The organism is Rathayibacter sp. AY1A5 (assembly GCF_002930875.1).
GTDB lineage: Bacteria > Actinomycetota > Actinomycetes > Actinomycetales > Microbacteriaceae > Rathayibacter.
Genome location: NZ_PSTM01000037.1, coordinates 1 through 16,179, shown reverse-complemented (window position 1 = coordinate 16,179; position 16,179 = coordinate 1). Strand labels below are relative to the sequence as shown.

Here is a 16,179-nt window from a genome sequence, read left to right as displayed (position 1 = left end):
CCGGGTGCGCCTCGTAGGACAGCCGGAGCACGCCGCGGCCCTCGTCGTGGTCGCGGACGACGCCCGCGAAGGTCACGACGGCGCCGTGCGTCGGGGAGTGGAGCCGCGGGAGGACGGGGTGGGGAAACACGGGCGTCACACGGGTGGGGTTCACTGGGGGGAGACGCCCGACGGGCGCGGGACGGAGGCGCGGCATGGACCTGAACACGATCCAGCGCGTCCGGGTGGTGCGCGAGCGCTCCGAGCTGGCGGGCCGCGGGCCGCGCTCAGCGGTCATCGGAGGCGGCTCCTGGGTGTTCTCTCTCCCCCACGACCACCTCGACGAGCTCCTCGACCTGCAGGGATTCGCGTGGGAGCCGATCGTGCGCACGGACGCCGGGCTCTCGATCGCGGCGACCTGCACGCTCAGCGAGCTCGCCGCGATGCCCGACGCGGGCGACACAGCCCACCCGCTCTTCTTCCAGTGCTGCACGGCACTGCTGGGCTCCTTCAAGATCTGGAACGTCGCCACTGTCGGCGGCAACATCGCCAACGCCCTGCCCGCAGGACCGATGATCAGCCTCGCCGCCGCGCTCGACGCCACCGCCTTCGTCTGGCGGGCCGACGGCTCGGACGTCGCCGTGCCGGTCGCCGAGCTCGTGACCGGCAACATGACCACTTCCCTGGCCCAGGACGACGTCATCCGCTCGATCGAGATCGCGCTCTCCTCCCTCCGGGCGCGCACCGCGTTCCGCAAGACGGCGCTCTCCCCTCTCGGACGCTCCGGCGCCGTCGTCATCGGCCGCCTCGACACCGACGGCGCGTTCGTGCTCACGATCACCGCGGCGACCGTCCGGCCGGAGCTGCTCCGCTTCGCCGCCGCTCCCTCCTCGGCCGAGCTCGCCGCGGCCGTCGACGGCGTCGCGACCTGGTTCACCGACCCGCACGGAGCCGCCGACTGGCGCCACGCCGTCGTCCGCGTGCTCGCCGAGGAGATCCGCACCGAGCTGGCCGGAGGCGCCCGATGAGGTTCACCGTCAACGGGGAGCCGGTCGACGCCTCCCCCCGCCCCGGCCAGGTGCTGCGCACCCTCCTCCGCGACCACGAGCACTTCGAGGTGAAGAAGGGGTGCGACGCCGGCGACTGCGGCGCCTGCTCCGTCCTCGTCGACGGGACGCCGTTCCACTCCTGCCTCTACCCCGCCCACCGCGTCGAGGGGCGCGAGGTGACGACAGCGGCCGGCCTCGGCACGCCCGAGGAGCCGAGCGCGGTGCAGGAGGCGTTCGTCGAGGCCGGCGCGTTCCAGTGCGGCTTCTGCACGGCCGGCATGGTGGTCACGGCCACGGCGCTCGACGGAGTCCGCGCCGAGGACGTGCCGCGGCTGATGAAGGGCAACCTCTGCCGGTGCACGGGCTACCGCCCCATCCGCGAGGCCGTGACGGGCGCCTGCGCGTCCGGGCACGGCGCGCACGCGGCCGAGCCGTCCGGAGCGGATCGCACGGAGGCCCCGGTCCGCGGACGGCACGCGGCCCCGCCGTCGGGTCTCACCCCCGTCCGCCGCACCGGTCGCCCGTCGGCCGAGGAGTCCCGGGTCGGCCGCTCGCTCGGCGCGCCCGCCGGCCGGCGGATCGTCCAGGGCCGCGAGCCGTTCACCCTCGACGTCGCCGTCCCCGGCCTGCTGCACCTGAAGGTCGTCCAGAGCCCGCACGCCCACGCGCGCATCCGCTCGATCGACACGACCGCCGCCCGCGCGATGCGGGGCGTCGTCGCGGTCCTCACCGCCGAGGACGTCCCGGACGTCCTCTACTCCACCGCCCGCCACGAGTCCCGGCTCGACGACCCGGACGACACCCGCATGCTCGACACCGTCGTCCGGTTCCGCGGGCAGCGCGTGGCCGTGGTGGTCGCGGAGTCGGTGGCCGAGGCGGAGGCGGCCTGCCGCGCCGTCGAGGTCGACTACGAGGTGCTGCCCGCCGTCTTCGACCCGGAGGAGGCGCGCTCGGCCGGCGCGCCGCTCCTGCACGCCGATAAGGATCCGATCGCCTCGCGCATCGCCCGGCCGGAGGCGAACGTCGTCGCGGAGCTCCACGGAGAGTACGGGGACGTGGCCGCCGGACTCGCGGAGGCCGACGTGGTCGTCGAGGGCCGGTACTCGACCTCCCGGGTCGCGCACACGGCGCTCGAGACCCACGGCACCATCGGCTGGCTCGAGGGCGGAGAGCTGGTGCTGCGGACCTCGACGCAGGTGCCCTTCCTCGTGCGCGACGAGATCGCGCGCCTGTTCGACCGCGATCCGTCGACCGTCCGCGTCTTCACGGCACGGGTGGGCGGCGGCTTCGGCGGCAAGCAGGAGATCCTGACGGAGGACGTCGTCGCCCTCGCCGTGCTCGCCACCGGCCGGCCCGTGCAGTTCGAGTTCACCCGGAGCGATGAGTTCACGATGGCCCCCTGCCGACACCCGATGCGGGTCGGCGTCACGCTCGGCGCCCGGCGCGACGGACGGCTGACCGCCCTCGCCGTGGACGTGCTCTCGGACACCGGCGCCTACGGCAACCACGGACCCGGCGTGATGTTCCACGGCACCTCGGAGTCGGTCGCCGTCTACAGCGCGCCCAGCAAGCGCGTCGACGCGCAGGCCGTCTACACGAACAACCTCCCCTCGGGGGCGTTCCGCGGCTACGGCCTCGGGCAGGTGATCTTCGGCATCGAGTCGGCGATGGACGATCTCGCCCGCGAGCTCGGGATCGACCCGTTCGAGCTGCGGCGGATCAACGCGGTGCGCCCGGGCGAGCCGCTGGTGGTCACGCACGTCGAGGGCGACGACATCGGCTTCGCCTCCTACGGGCTCGACCAGTGCCTCGACCTCACCGAGGCGGCACTGGCCGGCGGCGGCGGCTCCCCCGCCCCCGACGGACCGGGGTGGCGGACAGGGCAGGGCACGGCACTGGCGATGATCGCCACCATCCCACCGCGGGGCCACTTCTCGGAGGCGACCGTCACCGTCGACGCCGAGGGAGTGCTGACCATCGGCGTCGGCACGGCCGAGTTCGGCAACGGGACGACCACCGTGCACACGCAGCTGGTCGCGAGCGCCTTCCGCGCCTCGGCCGACCGGGTGCGGATCCACCAGTCCGACACGGACGCGGCCCGCTACGACACCGGAGCGTTCGGCAGCGCCGGCACGGTGGTCGCGGGCAAGGCCGTCCACTCGGCCGCGACGCGCCTCCTCGCCGAGCTGCAGGCGCTCGCCAAGCGGCTGACCGGGCACGACGAGACCTTCGAGCCCGACGACGAGGGCCTGCTCGCTCCGGACGGCACCCGGGTCGCGTTCGCCGATCTGGTCCGTGCGGCCGGCGGACCGGTCACCGCGACCGGGAGCGAGGACGGCGCTCAGCGCTCGCTCGCGTTCAACGTCCAGGGCTTCCGCGTCGCGGTGCACGAGCCGACGGGCGAGGTGCGGATCCTGCAGTCGGTCCAGGCGGCCGACGCCGGCTTCGTGATCAACCCGGCGCAGTGCCGCGGGCAGGTCGAGGGCGGAGTGGCGCAGGCGATCGGCTCGGCGCTGTACGAGGAGGTGATCCTCGACGGCGAGGGCACCGTGACCACGGCGATCCTCCGGAACTACCACATCCCGCAGATGGCGGACGTGCCCGAGACCGAGGTGCTCTTCGCGGACACCGCCGACGAGCTCGGGCCGTTCGGCGCGAAGTCGATGAGCGAGGCGCCCTACAACCCGGTCGCCCCCGCACTCGCCAACGCCGTCCGCGACGCGATCGGCGTGCGGCCGACCGAGCTGCCGCTCTCCCGCGACCGGATCTGGCGGCTCCTGCACCCGGACGCCGCCCCGGTCGCGTCCGTCGAGGCGGAGGCGCCGCCCGGTTGAACGACGACGGGCTGAGCGCCGATCGGCTGCCGCAGCTCAGACGCGCGACGCCAGCTCCGTGCTCGCCCGGGCGACCTCGCGGGCGATCGCGTCCTCGTCCGCGTTCACCAGCCGTCCCTCCCACACCGTCGGGCGACCCTGCACCAGGAGCAGGCTCAGCGGGGGCTGCGCTCCGAGTGCGAGCGCCGCGACCGGGTCCGCGATGCCCGCGTGCTCGATCCCGTCGATCCGCCAGACCGCGAGGTCGGCGAGCTTGCCGACCTCGATCGAGCCGATCTCGTCCTGCCGGCCGAGCACCCGGGCCCCGCCGATGGTGGCGACCGAGAGCGCCTGCCGGGCGCTCATCCGGTCGGCGCCGGCGCGCAGGCGGTTCATCAGCACCGCGGCGCGGATCTCGGAGCCGAGCTGACCGGACTCGTTCGACGCCGCGCCGTCCACGCCGAGGCCGACCGGGGCTCCCGCAGCCAGCAGCTGCGGGATCGGCGCGATGCCCGCCGCGAGCCGGCCGTTCGAGGACGGGCAGTGCGCGACTCCGGTGCCCGTGGCCGCGAACTTCGCGATCGCGTCGGCGTCGAGGTGGACGCAGTGCGCCATCCAGACGTCGTCGCCGAGCCAGCCGAGCGACTCCAGGTGGTCGGTGGGCGAGAGGCCGAACGCCTCCCGCGTGTAGGCGTCCTCCTCCACGGTCTCGGAGCCGTGGGTGTGCAGCCGGACCCCGAGCTGACGGGCGAGGACGGCCGACTCTCGCAGCAGGTCGGTGGTCACCGAGAACGGCGAGCACGGGGCGATCGCGACCCGCACCATCGCGTCGGCGGAGGCGTCGTGGTACCGCTGGACCGCCTCTCCGCTGGCCTGGAGCGCGGCCGCCGTGGTCTCGACGGCGAAGTCCGGCGGGAGGCCGCCCCGGGACTCGCCGAGGTCCATCGACCCGCGGGTCGCGTGCAGCCGGAGGCCGAGGGTGCCGGCCGCGTCGACGATGCCGCCGACGATGTCGCCGGAGCCCCGCGGGAAGACGTAGTGGTGGTCGGCGACGGTGCTGCAGCCGGACCGGGCGAGGACGCCCATCGCGCCGAGGGCGGCGGAGCGGGTCAGGTCGGCGTCGATGCGGGACCAGGCGGGGTAGAGCGCGACGAGCCAGTCGAAGAGGATCGAGTCCTGCGCCCAGCCGCGGGTGAGCCACTGGTAGAGGTGGTGGTGCGTGTTGACGAGCCCGGGAGTGAGCAGGTGGCCGCGGCCGTCGACCCGCGTGAGCGCGATCGCCTCCTGCGCCGGCAGGCCCGTCGGGGACCGTCCGTCGAGGGCCCACGCCGGAGGGTCGCCGGCTCCGACGGCGACGATGCGGGAGTCGTCGACGACGACGTGGCCGACGGGGTGCTCGGTCCCGTGCGCGTCGACGGTGGCGACGTGGGCTCCGGTGAGGACGTGGCGCTGCATGCCCCGAGCATGGCAGCGCGGTGTTTCGCGGCCGTTTCCCGCCGGAGTGCGATCAGGCCGGCGCGATCACGACGGCGCGCGGTCAGGGGAGGACGTGCGGCTCAGCGCGCCGCGTGGATCGGGCCCGAGCGCCCCGCGAGCGGCTCCCCGGACGTCCCTGTGCGCGCGGCGAGGACCTCCGCGAGGATCGACACGGCCGTCTCCTCCGGCGTCGACGCGCCGATGTCCAGGCCGATCGGCGAGTGCAGGCGGGCGAGCGTCTCCTCCGTCACTCCCGCCTCGCGCAGCAGCCGCAGCCGCCGCTCATGGGTGCGCCGCGACCCCATCGCGCCGACGTAGGCGACCGGGAGCGCGAGCGCGGTCTCGAGCAGCGGGATGTCGAACTTCTCGTCGTGCGTGAGCACCGCGATCACGGTGCGCGAGTCGACCTCGGCGCGGGCGAGGTGGTCGGACGGCCACTCGACGAGGACCTCGTCGGCGCCGGGGAAGCGCTCGGCGGTCGCGAACACCGGACGCGCGTCGCAGACGGTCACGCGGTAGCCGAGCAGGGCGCCGGCGGAGCAGAGCGCGGCGGAGAAGTCGACGGCGCCGTAGATCAGCAGGCGCGGCCGCTCGGCGTGCACGACGTAGGCGATCTCGAGCTCGGCACCTCGGCAGGCGGTCTCGACCGTGGCCGAGCGGCCGGAGGCCAGGCGCGCCTCGCGCTCGGCGAGGATGCGGCGGGCGGTGTCCTCGTCCAGGTGCGGGCCGACGACGTCCTGGAGGCGCGTCGCTCCGGTGAGCACGAGGCCGATCAGCTCCTCCGGGCCGCCGACGACGATCGCCAGCGCGGCCGAGCGGCCGGCGCGGGCGGCGCGCAGCTCGGCGAGGACCGCGGTGGAGCCGGAGTCGACGACCTGGCCGAACACGCGCAGCTGCCCCCCGCAGGACAGGCCGGCGGCGAAGGCCGCCTCGTCGTCGAAGCCGAAGTGCTCGGACGCGCTGCCCGAGGTGCCGAGCACCTCCTGGGCCAGCGCGTACGCCTGCGCCTCGACGCAGCCGCCGGAGATCGAGCCGATCGCCCGCCCCTCCGCGTCCACCGCCATCGAGGAGCCGAGAGCGCGGGGAGCCGAGCCGAAGACGTGCGTGACCGTGACGACCGCGACGCTCCCGCCCCCCTCGACGCGCTCGAGCAGGGGGGCGGCGATGTCGAGCACGACGGCCTCCTCTTCTCGGACGGGAGGCGACGGCGCCGGGGCTGCGGGGAGGCCGGGCGGAGCCGCCGACGGGCGCTCACACGCAGGAAACATGCCGAGTATAGGGTCGATCCATGCCTGACGACGCTCCCTTCCTCGACCTCGTGATCCGCGCCTCCGACGTGCTGACCGAGAACGGCCGGCGTCCGGCCAGCATCGCGATCGCCGAGGGCCTGATCGTCGCGGTCGGCGAGCGGGACGCCCCCTGGCGGACCACGGAGGAGATCGTCCTCCCCGAGGGCCAGGTCCTGATCCCGGGGATCGTCGACACCCACGTGCACGTCAACGAGCCGGGCCGCACGGAGTGGGAGGGCTTCGCCTCCGCCACCCGCGCCGCCGCCGCCGGGGGCGTCACCACGATCATCGACATGCCGCTGAACTCGATCCCGCCGACCACCACGGTGGCGGGGCTCGAGGCCAAGCGCGCGGCCGCCGGGCCGCAGGCGCAGGTGGACGTCGGCTTCTGGGGCGGGGCGATCCCCTCGAACCTCGGCACGCTGCGCGAGCTCCACGACGCGGGCGTCTTCGGCTTCAAGTGCTTCCTCTCGCCGAGCGGCGTGGACGAGTTCCCGCACCTGAGCCGGGAGCAGCTCGTCGAGGCGATGCGCGAGATCGCCGCCTTCGACGGACTGCTGATCGTGCACGCCGAGGACCCGGCCGAGCTGGAGGCGAGCGCGCTGGAGCCCGGCGCCTCCTACGGCGCGTTCGTCGACTCCCGCCCGCCCGCCTCCGAGCGCGGCGCGATCCTGCACGTGATCGAGGCCGTCCGCGAGACCGGCTGCCGCGCGCACATCCTGCACCTCTCCTCCGCCGACGCGCTGCCGCTCCTGCGCGAGGCCAAGGCCGAGGGGCTGCCGATCACAGCCGAGACCTGCCCGCACTACCTCACCTTCGACGCCGGCTCGATCCCCGACGGCGGCACACAGTTCAAGTGCTGCCCGCCGATCCGCGACGAGCGCAACCGCGAGCTGCTCTGGAAGGGGCTGCTCGACGGGACGATCGACATCATCGCCTCGGACCACTCCCCCGCCACCGCCGAGCTGAAGCTCCCCGCCGGCGGCGACTTCGGCGTCGCCTGGGGCGGGATCTCGGGACTCGAGCTGAGCTTCCGCGCGGTCTGGACCGGGGCCCGCGAGCGGGGCATCCCGCTCGAGCAGGTCGTCGCCTGGATGTCCACGGCGACCGCCGCGTTCGCCGGGCTCGGCCAGAAGGGCCTGCTGCACGCGGGGTCCGACGCCGACCTGGTCGCGTTCGACCCGGAGGCGCAGTGGCGCGTGGACGCCGACGCCCTCTCGCACCGGAACCCCGTCTCGGCCTACGAGGGCCGCGTCCTCCGCGGCGCCGTCGCCGCCACCTGGGTGGGCGGCCGCCGCGTCACCGCCGCGACGGTCCCGCCCGCCGGGCGCCTCCTCACCCGCCCCTGACCTCGACCCGCCGATCCCCCGCCTCCCTGACGACACCTCGGGGAGCTCGACCGCTCACGCCGAGCGCCGCCGTGTCATCGGCAGGTTTCGAGCGTGTGAACGGAGGCGGGTCGGAGCCGCGGAGCGGGCGGATCGCACAAGACTCGGAGTCCCGGCGGCGGCTCCTCGGGATGCTCCGCCAGTGCGCGGAGCCCCCGGCAGGCGCGAGGCTGGCAGACGGGCTCGCAGGAGCCGCGAGCAGGACGGTCACCACCGCGTGACCGGGCCCGGCCGCACGGAACGGACAGGAGCGGACATGTCGATCATCCTCGGGGACCACCAGTACGGGAAGGCCGAGAACCGCGTCGTGCGGATCTACCGCGAGACCCCGCGGCACGAGATCCACGACGTCAACATCTCCACGGCCCTCCGCGGCGACTTCGAGGCCGCGCACCGAGAGGGCGACCAGTCGGCCGTCCTGCCCACGGACACGCAGAAGCAGACGGCGTACGCCTTCGCCAAGGAGAAGGGCCTGCGCTCGATCGAGCCCTACGGCCTCGAGCTGGCCCGCCACTTCGTCGACGGCTACGAGCCCGTCCACGGCGCCCGCATCGAGATCGAGGAGTTCGCCTGGGAGCGCGTGCTGGTGGACGGGCGCGAGCACGACCACACCTGGGTCCGGAAGGGCCAGGAGACGCGGATCGCGTCGGTCACGGTCGAGGGCTCGGGTGACGAGCGGCGGATCTGGATCACCGGCGGCTTCAAGGACCTCACGATCCTGAAGTCCACGGGGAGCGAGTTCCACAGCTTCCTCACCGACCCGTACACGGTCCTCCAGCCGACGCACGACCGGGTGATGGCGACCTCGCTGGTCGCGAAGTGGCGCTTCGCCCTGAGCGAGGACGAGATCGCGGCAATGGACTGGGAGGCGGTCTACGCGGGCGTCAAGGCGCTCATGACGAGCCGCTTCGCGACCGTGCACTCCCTCGCCCTCCAGCAGACGCTCTTCGAGATGGGGAAGGCGGTCCTGGAGGAGTACCCGCAGATCGTCGAGATCCGTCTCTCCGCGCCGAACAAGCACCACTTCGTCTACGACCTCTCGCCCTTCGGCGTCGAGAACGACAACGAGGTCTTCCACGCCGCCGACCGCCCCTACGGGCTGATCCAGGCGAGCGTCACCCGCGACGACGCGCCGCCCGCGGGATCCGCCTGGACCGCCTACACGGGCCTGGTGTGACCGGCGCCGGGGGCGTCCACCGGGGGCACGTGCTGCACGTCGCCGGGGGTGCGACGCTCGCGACCGCGCGGGAGTCGCTGGTGTCGATCCCGGACGGCGCTCTCGCCGTGGACGAGGACGGCACGATCGCCTGGGTCGGTCCGTACCGCGAGCTGCCGGACCGCTTCGCTCTCCTGCCGGTCTCCGGCGACGCCGCGTCGGTCCTGCTGCCCGGCTTCGTCGACGCGCACGTGCACTTCCCCCAGACGTTCTCGACCGACGGCTTCGGCGGCGGCCAGCTGCTCGAGTGGCTCGACCGGACGGTGTTCCCCTCGGAGGCGCGGCTCGCCGACCCGGAGTTCGCCGACGTCGTCGCGCGCGCCTTCACCCGGCGGCGGGTGGCCGCGGGCACGACCGCCGCGATGGTCTTCGGCTCCGCGTTCCCGGCCGCGCAGGACGCCCTCTTCGAGCGCAGCCGCGAGGCGGGGCTGCGGATCGTGTCGGGGCGCGGCATCCAGACCACGGGCCCGGCCTCGGCGGCTCCCCTGATCACCTCCGAGGAGGAGGCGCTGACGCTCGCGTCGGAGGAGATCGACCGCTGGCACGGGAGGGACCCGCTCCTGCAGGTCGCGCTCGTCCCGCGGTTCTCGCTGTCCGTCACTCCCCGGACCCTCGGAGCGCTCGGCGACCTCTACGACGACGTCCGCGGACGCGGCGTCTACGTGCACAGCCACCTCAACGAGAACGACCGGCCCGGCGACGGCGAGATCGCCGCCGTGCTCGGCTCGTACGGCACCCGCAGCTACCTCGACACCTACGACGGGCTCTTCCTCCCCGGCTCCGCGCGCGGCGGCTCCTCGCTCCTCGGGCCGCGCACGATCCTCGCCCACGCCGTGCACTGCCAGGACGCGGAGCTGCACCGGATGGAGGAGACCGGCACCTCGATCGCCCACTGCCCGACCTCGCAGCAGTTCCTCGGCTCCGGCACCATGCCCTGGCGCCGGACCGTCGCCTCGGGGGTCACCGTCGCCCTCGGTTCGGACGTGGGCGCGGGCGACGAGTGGCTGCTGGCGCGAGTGGCGAACGACGCCTTCAAGGTGCACCTCTCGGAGCCCGGCGACGCGGCCGTCGCCCTGCATCCGGCCGAGCTCCTGTTCACGGCGACGCTCGCCGGCGCGCGGGCGCTCGACCAGGAGGACCGGTTCGGCAGCCTCGACCCCGGGAAGGACGCGGACTTCCTCCGCATCGAGCCCGACCGGTGGGAGCCGCTCGCCGACGTCCTCGCCCACGGGATCCGCGCGGACGACGAGGAGGAGGCGACGGCCCAGCTGCTCTTCGCCCTGCTGATGACCCTGCGCGAGCCGGCGATCGCCGCGGTGCACGTCCGGGGCAGGCGGATCGCGCCTCCGGAGTGACGGGGCCGGCCCGGGAAGCGCGGTGCGGACCGCGCGCACCCGGCCGTCAGCGCAGGCGCAGCGCCAGGAACAGGTCGGCGCGGTCCGCGGTGTCCGACAGGTCGCGCTGCGTCAGCTCCTCCACCCTCGCGATGCGGTACCGCACCGTGTTCAGGTGCAGGTGCGTCTGCTCCGCCGTGCGCACCCACGAGCCGCCGCAGTCGAGGAACGCCGCGAGCGTGGCGACCAGCTGCGAGCCGTAGCGCGCGTCGTGCTCGACGAGCCGCCCGAGCACCAGCTCGACGAACACCGAGCGCAGGTGGTCGGGGACCGCGCTCAGCAGCTGCACGGCGGAGGTGACCTCCCCGGAGTCGCTGACCCGCACCGGAGCGTCGTCGCCAGGAGTGCCCGGCAGCAGCATCCCGTAGCGTGCCGAGCGGAGGGCGCCGCCGAGCGCGGGCAGCGGAGTCGCGGCGCTCGTCCCGACGCGCAGCACGGCGCCCGGCCACGCGGCTCCCGCTCGTCGCAGCGCCGAGGTGACGACGGCGAGCGGATCCGCGCCGGTGGGGATCGCATCGGTCGCCTCGGTGGGCAGCACCGCCACCGCGCAGCCCTGGGCGTCGCGTCCGACCACGGCGCGGCCCAGGTGCGCGGCGGCGTCGACCAGGACACGGCGCGCCAGGTCCGGGGGCGCGTCGCCCTCGAACTCGGCGGCGACCACGGCGCACCGCCCGGCGCCGCCGAGTCCGAGCTGCCGCAGGTACACCGCGGCCTCGGGCTGCTCGCTGTCCTCCTCCACGAGCTCGAGCAGGCGGTCGGCGAGAGCGGAGTCGGCCGAGAGCGCCGCCTCCCGCTGCAGCCGGTAGACCCCCACGACTCCGGCGAGCTCCGTCACGGCGTCGAGTACTGCGGCGGGCCAGTCGTTCCAGTCGCCCCCGACGACGACCAGCCAGGAGGTGGCGCGGTGCTCGCCCGCTCCGGCGACGGTGAGGACCGACAGGGCGCCGCCGCGGGCGTCAGCGACCACGACCGGGCTGCGCCGGGCCGTGAGCGCCGCGTGCACGACCCGCTCGATCTCCCCCAGCCCCAGGGGCGAGGCGGAGGCCGCGGTCCGACCGGTGGCGGTCAGCACCGACACGGGGAGTCCGAGCTCGCGCGAGGTGCGCGTGACGAGCTCGTCGAGCTGCTGCCCCCGGTAGACCTCCGTCAGCAGTTCCCGCTGGCGGGCGAGGGCGGCCGTCAGCCGGGCCACGCGGTCGCCGGCGAGGGCGTTCGACAGGTGCGCCGTGATCGCGCCGAACGACACATCGGCCGGCACGGCGATCAGCGGGACGTCGTGCTCGCGGCAGGCGACGACGAGGTCGTCCGGCACGAAGCCCAGCAGCCCCTCGCCGGCGAGCAGAGCGCTGGCACCCGAGTCCGCGACCGCGGCGACGAAGGCCGCGCTGTCCTGGGCGTCCCGACGCCAGACCAGACCGGTCAGCACCAGCTGGTCGCGCGAGATGTAGCGGCGCGGGTCGAGGAGATCGGTCGTGAAGATGCCGTCGACCGGCCGCGCGAGCGCTCCGTCGCCGGCGACCAGCACGCGCAGCCGCAGCTGCGGCGCGTCGAGGACGTCCTGCAGCTGCATCAGCTGCCCCGGTAGGTCGAGTAGGCGAAGGGGCTGAGCAGGAGCGGGATGTGGAAGTGCGCCTCCTCGTCGTCGAGGCGGAAGGCGACAACGACCTCGGGGTAGAACGACTCGGTGCCCGAGGCGGCGAACCAGGCGCCGGTGTCGAAGACGACCCGGTGCACCCCGGCGGCCAGGCGCTCCGGCCCGAAGGCCGCCACGCGGCCGTCGTCGTCGGTGCGGGCCTCGGCGAGGCGCTCCCAGCCTGAGCCGACACGGGCGTCGAGAGCCACCGGGACCCCGCGCGCGGGGCGGCCGCGGACGGCGTCGAGCACGTGGGTGGTGACGCGGCTGGCGTGCCCGCTCATCGTGCGGCCTCCGCCCGGACGAGGCGCCCGTCGTCGAGGCCGCGGACGCGCAGCACCGTGATCTCCCGCAGCTGCTCCGCGACGATGCGGGCCTCCGTCTCGTCGTCGAGCCCGAGTCTCCGCTCCAGCTCCGCGACGACCTCGGCCCGGTCGCGGCCGGCCGCGCGGAGGAGGAACACGCGCCCGAACCGCTCCTCGTAGGCGCGGTTGCCGGCCAGCAGCCGCCGGGTCAGCTCCTCGTCGCCCGTGCGGCTCGCCGCCTGCTCCGCGGCCGAGAACGCGGAGGAGCGCCCCGCGCCCGCGTGCCGCTCGCCGATCCGGGGGTGGTCGGCCAGCGCCGCCTCCACCTCCTCCTCGGTGAGCGTGCGCGCGGCCCGCTCGGCCGCGTCGGCGAGCGCGTCGGCCGACGGGTAGGGCGCGCCGGAGGCGACCTCGTCGGCCCAGCGGGGGACGGCGAGGCACGCGAGCAGCACGTCGCGGGCGGTCTCGGATCGGGTGTCGGTCATGCGGTCTCCTTCGTCCGGCGGAGCAGGGGCTCGGCCTGCGGCACGATGGTCGGATGGATCTGGTCGGGAGTCGGGACCTCGTCGGGCTGGTGCTCGCGGCGGGTGCGGGGCGCCGGGCGGGCGGCCCGAAGGCGCTGCGGCGCGACGCGGCGGGAGTTCCCTGGGTGGAGCGGGCCGCCGAGAGGCTCCGCGCGGTGGGCTGCGGGCGGGTGCTCGTGGTCCTGGGCGCGGAGGGCGGACGGGCGCGCCTCCTGGTGCCCCCGTCCGCGGACGTGGTCGTCGCGGCGGAGTGGGAGAGCGGCCTCTCGGCGTCGCTCCGCGCGGGTCTCGCCGCGGCCGAGGGCGTCGCCGCGCTGGTCGCCCTGGTCGACCTGCCCGAGGAGCCGCCGAGCGTGGGGGCCCGGCTGCTCGCGGAGGCGCCGGTCGCGCCGGACGTGCTCGCCCGCGCGGTCTTCCGCGGTCGGCCCGGTCATCCGGTGCTGCTGGGACGGGACCACTGGCCGGAGCTCCTCGAGGGCGTGCACGGCGACTCCGGCGCGCGCGACCTGCTCCGCGCGAGGGGCGCGCGGGGGGTGGAGTGCGGCGATCTGTGGTCGGGAGCCGACCGCGACGGGCCGGACTGAGCGGTTCACGCCAGGCCCGCGTCGTCGAGGGCGGCGGCCAGCGCCCGCCAGGCCAGGGTCGCGCAGACGGAGCGGACGGGATTGCCCGCCACCGCGAGCAGCGCCTGCTCCTCGCCGGCGAGTGCACCCTCCCGGTGCGCCATCGCCGCGAGGAACGCGTCGATCCGCTCCCGTACCGCCGGCGCCGGCAGCCCGTCGAGACCGTCCACGAGCAGCGACGCGGATCCCCGTGAGACCTCGCACCCCCGCCCGCTCCAGGCGAGGCGCACCTGCTCGACGCCGCCGTCGACGCGCAGCTCGATCCGGTCGCCGCAGGTGGGGGTGATCAGCTCGGCACGGCCGAGGGACGGAGTCGGGTCGGCCTGCCCGACGGGGTCCTTGGCGTGCGCGCGGATCAGCTCCGCCGCCTCGCTCACGGCCGGTCCTCCAGCTCGGCGAGCTCCGCGTAGGCCGTGCTGATCCCGGCGATCCGCTCGCGCGACTCCCTCGGCGACGCCCCGAGCACTCCGGAGGCCACGAGCGCGACCGCGCTCATCGCCGCCGCGTAGCTGTCCAGCGCCGTGCCGCTGTCGACCGGGCACTCCAGCCAGACCGCCGCGTGCTCCGCGTAGCGCCGGGCGGGCGGATCCGCGAGGAGCACCACGGGCACCTCGCGCGCGGCGAGCGTCCCGATCAGGGCGGCGAAGGAGGCGGGGCGGCGGCGGAAGCCGACCAGCACCACGACGTCCTCGGCTCCGAGCCCCTCGAGCTCCTCACCGAGCGACTGGCCGGGCTGCGGGGCGATCCGGACGCGTCCGCGCGCCTGCGCGAGCTGCTGGCGCAGGTGCAGCGCCACCGGGTAGCTGTTGCGCAGTCCGATCACGACGACCTCGCGCGCTCCCGCGATCAGCCGCACCGCCTCCTCCAGCCGCCCGTCGCCGAACGCGGCGGCCAGCCGGGCCAGGTTCGCCCGCTCGCTCTCGAGGTGCGCGGCGAGCGGATCCCCCTGTCCCTGCGCGGGACCGACCGGCACACCGGAGGACCGCAGCGCCCGGGCGTGCTCGCGCACCTCCTGCGAGTTCGAGAACCCCAGGCGGCGGAACAGCCGCGAGACCGTGGCCTTGGACACTCCGCTGTGCTGGGCGAGCTCGGTCGCCGTGTAGACGGCCAGGTCGCCGAGGTGGTCGAGGATGAAGTCGGCCGCCCGCTGCTCCTGCCGCGACAGCGCGGCGTAGCCGGCATCGATGCGGTGACCGATGCTCGTCGAGGGGGCCGGGGCGGGGGTCACGCGGTCTGCGTCCCGTCGGCGAGCGCCAGCACGGCCGCCTCGAACGCGTCGAGCGCGGTCGCGACGTCGGCCTCGGTCACGTTCTCGTCCGGGTGGTGGCTGACGCCGCCCTCGCAGCGGAGGAAGAGCATCGCGTACTCGGCGAGGTCGGCGACCGCCATCGCGTCGTGGCCGGCCTTGGAGAACAGCACCATCGGCTCCGCGTCCCCGGTCGCGCGGATGCCCGCCCGCACGACGTCCTGCAGCCGAGAGGAGGCGACGACCGCGGGGGCCGAGTGGGTCTCCTCCACCGTCAGCGCGAGACGGCGGCGCGACGCCGACTCCGACATCGCGTGCTCGATGGCGTCCCACGCCGTGTCGCGCTGGGCGTCGGTCTCGGCGCGGAGGTCGAGGCTGAACTCGACCCGGCCGGGGATGACGTTGACCGCGCCCGGGAAGGTCTCGAGCCGGCCGACCGTGGCGATCACGCCCTGCTCCCGCGCGATGCGCTCCACCGCGAGCACGGCCTCGGCCGCCCCGGTGAGCGCGTCGCGGCGGCGGTCGAGCGGAACTCCGCCCGCGTGCCCGGCCTTGCCGGTGAGGGTGAGTGCGAAGCGGCGGGCGCCCGCTATCGAGGAGACCACGGCGAGGGCGCGGTCAGCCTCCTCCAGGTAGGGGCCCTGCTCGATGTGCGCCTCGAGGTAGGCGAGAACGTCCTGCGCGTCGCGCGCGGCGGTGCGGATGCGCGAGGGGTCCAGCCCGAACTCGTGGAACGCCTCGACGAGCGTCGTCCCGTCGGCGTCCTCGAGCTCCCACCAGTGCTCGTCCCAGGTGCCGGCGAGGGCGCGGGAGCCGAGGAGCGCTGTGCCGAAGCGGGTGCCCTCCTCGTCGCCGAACGCGACGACCTCGACGGCGAACGGCAGGCGCCGGCCCGCCCCCTGCAGGCGCGACACCACGGCGATCGCGAGCATCACGCCGAGGATCCCGTCGTAGCGGCCCGCGTCGGGCACCGAGTCGAGGTGCGAGCCGAGCAGGAGCGCCGGGAGTCCCGGAGTCGCGCCCTCGTAGCGGCCGCACTGGTTGCCGGCCGCGTCCTGCCAGGTGCGCATGCCCGCCTCGGTCATCCAGCGCGCGGCCATCGCGTTCACCCGGGCATGCTCGGGCGAGAGGTAGACCCGCTCGATGCCGTCGCGGCTGGAGGAGACCGCGGCGAGCTCGTCGCAGCGGGCCATGATCGCGGCGGCGTCGAGGGCGGGGGCGGCGGTGGCGGCGGCGTCGAGGGC

14 protein-coding genes and 1 pseudogene are annotated in these 16,179 nt (G+C 75.1%); 6 read left to right on the top strand and 9 right to left on the bottom strand.

What is annotated here, in order from left to right; genetic code table 11:
- Positions 1-91, bottom strand: a pseudogene (locus tag C5B98_RS16125) (molybdenum cofactor biosynthesis protein MoaE); the annotation flags it as partial.
- Between the two features lie 103 nt (positions 92-194).
- Between C5B98_RS16125 and C5B98_RS16120 the strand changes: the two are divergent.
- The gene (locus C5B98_RS16120) at positions 195-1,007 is read left to right on the top strand and encodes an FAD binding domain-containing protein (protein ID WP_104328104.1); all 813 of its coding nucleotides are present in this window, start codon (positions 195-197) and stop codon (positions 1,005-1,007) included.
- On the top strand, positions 1,004-3,862 hold the full coding sequence (locus tag C5B98_RS16115; protein WP_104328103.1) for a molybdopterin cofactor-binding domain-containing protein: 2,859 nt from the start codon (positions 1,004-1,006) through the stop codon (positions 3,860-3,862). The genes C5B98_RS16120 and C5B98_RS16115 overlap by 4 nt, the downstream gene beginning before the upstream one ends.
- A gap of 36 nt (positions 3,863-3,898) precedes the next feature.
- Here the strand turns inward: C5B98_RS16115 and C5B98_RS16110 are convergent, their stop codons facing one another.
- A complete protein-coding gene (locus tag C5B98_RS16110) occupies positions 3,899-5,296 on the bottom strand; it encodes an 8-oxoguanine deaminase (RefSeq protein ID WP_104328102.1) in 1,398 nt (465 codons plus the stop codon).
- Between the two features lie 101 nt (positions 5,297-5,397).
- A complete protein-coding gene (locus C5B98_RS16105) occupies positions 5,398-6,492 on the bottom strand; it encodes an XdhC family protein (protein WP_219814452.1) in 1,095 nt (364 codons plus the stop codon).
- Positions 6,493-6,605: 113 nt separating this feature from the next.
- Here C5B98_RS16105 and allB point away from each other — a divergent pair, with 113 nt between their 5' ends.
- From allB to C5B98_RS16090, 3 genes are all read left to right on the top strand, one after another.
- The gene (allB, locus tag C5B98_RS16100; protein ID WP_104328100.1) at positions 6,606-7,955 is read left to right on the top strand and encodes an allantoinase AllB; all 1,350 of its coding nucleotides are present in this window, start codon (positions 6,606-6,608) and stop codon (positions 7,953-7,955) included.
- Between the two features lie 295 nt (positions 7,956-8,250).
- A complete protein-coding gene (gene pucL / locus C5B98_RS16095; RefSeq protein WP_104328099.1) occupies positions 8,251-9,171 on the top strand; it encodes a factor-independent urate hydroxylase in 921 nt (306 codons plus the stop codon).
- Positions 9,168-10,565 carry an amidohydrolase family protein gene (locus tag C5B98_RS16090; protein WP_104328098.1) on the top strand — a complete coding sequence of 466 codons (1,398 nt, stop codon included), beginning with the start codon at positions 9,168-9,170 and terminating at the stop codon, positions 10,563-10,565. Before pucL ends, C5B98_RS16090 begins: the two co-directional genes overlap by 4 nt.
- 46 nt (positions 10,566-10,611) lie before the next feature.
- Here C5B98_RS16090 and C5B98_RS16085 read toward each other — a convergent pair whose 3' ends face one another.
- From C5B98_RS16085 to uraD, 3 genes are read right to left on the bottom strand one after another with little or no spacing between them, the layout of a single operon-like run.
- Positions 10,612-12,174, bottom strand: a complete 1,563-nt coding sequence (locus C5B98_RS16085) for a PucR family transcriptional regulator (RefSeq protein WP_104328097.1) — start codon at positions 12,172-12,174, stop codon at positions 10,612-10,614.
- Entirely contained in the window at positions 12,174-12,521 is a 348-nt protein-coding gene (gene uraH / locus C5B98_RS16080) for a hydroxyisourate hydrolase (RefSeq protein WP_104223494.1), read from the bottom strand. The genes C5B98_RS16085 and uraH overlap by 1 nt, the downstream gene beginning before the upstream one ends.
- A complete protein-coding gene (uraD, locus tag C5B98_RS16075; RefSeq protein WP_104234584.1) occupies positions 12,518-13,027 on the bottom strand; it encodes a 2-oxo-4-hydroxy-4-carboxy-5-ureidoimidazoline decarboxylase in 510 nt (169 codons plus the stop codon). The genes uraH and uraD overlap by 4 nt, the downstream gene beginning before the upstream one ends.
- 53 nt (positions 13,028-13,080) lie before the next feature.
- Between uraD and C5B98_RS16070 the strand changes: the two genes are divergently transcribed.
- On the top strand, positions 13,081-13,650 hold the full coding sequence (locus tag C5B98_RS16070; RefSeq protein ID WP_104226649.1) for an NTP transferase domain-containing protein: 570 nt from the start codon (positions 13,081-13,083) through the stop codon (positions 13,648-13,650).
- Between the two features lie 5 nt (positions 13,651-13,655).
- On the opposite strand, the gene C5B98_RS16065 is transcribed toward C5B98_RS16070, so the two are convergent.
- The 3 genes from C5B98_RS16065 to C5B98_RS16055 form a co-directional block, all read right to left on the bottom strand.
- Positions 13,656-14,066 carry an iron-sulfur cluster assembly scaffold protein gene (locus tag C5B98_RS16065; RefSeq protein WP_104226650.1) on the bottom strand — a complete coding sequence of 137 codons (411 nt, stop codon included), beginning with the start codon at positions 14,064-14,066 and terminating at the stop codon, positions 13,656-13,658.
- The gene (locus C5B98_RS16060; protein WP_219812189.1) at positions 14,063-14,917 is read right to left on the bottom strand and encodes a MurR/RpiR family transcriptional regulator; all 855 of its coding nucleotides are present in this window, start codon (positions 14,915-14,917) and stop codon (positions 14,063-14,065) included. Before C5B98_RS16060 ends, C5B98_RS16065 begins: the two co-directional genes overlap by 4 nt.
- Positions 14,914-16,179, bottom strand: a 1,266-nt coding sequence (locus C5B98_RS16055) for an allantoate amidohydrolase (RefSeq protein WP_374953066.1), incomplete at its 5' end; no start/stop codon positions are given. The genes C5B98_RS16060 and C5B98_RS16055, both read right to left, overlap by 4 nt.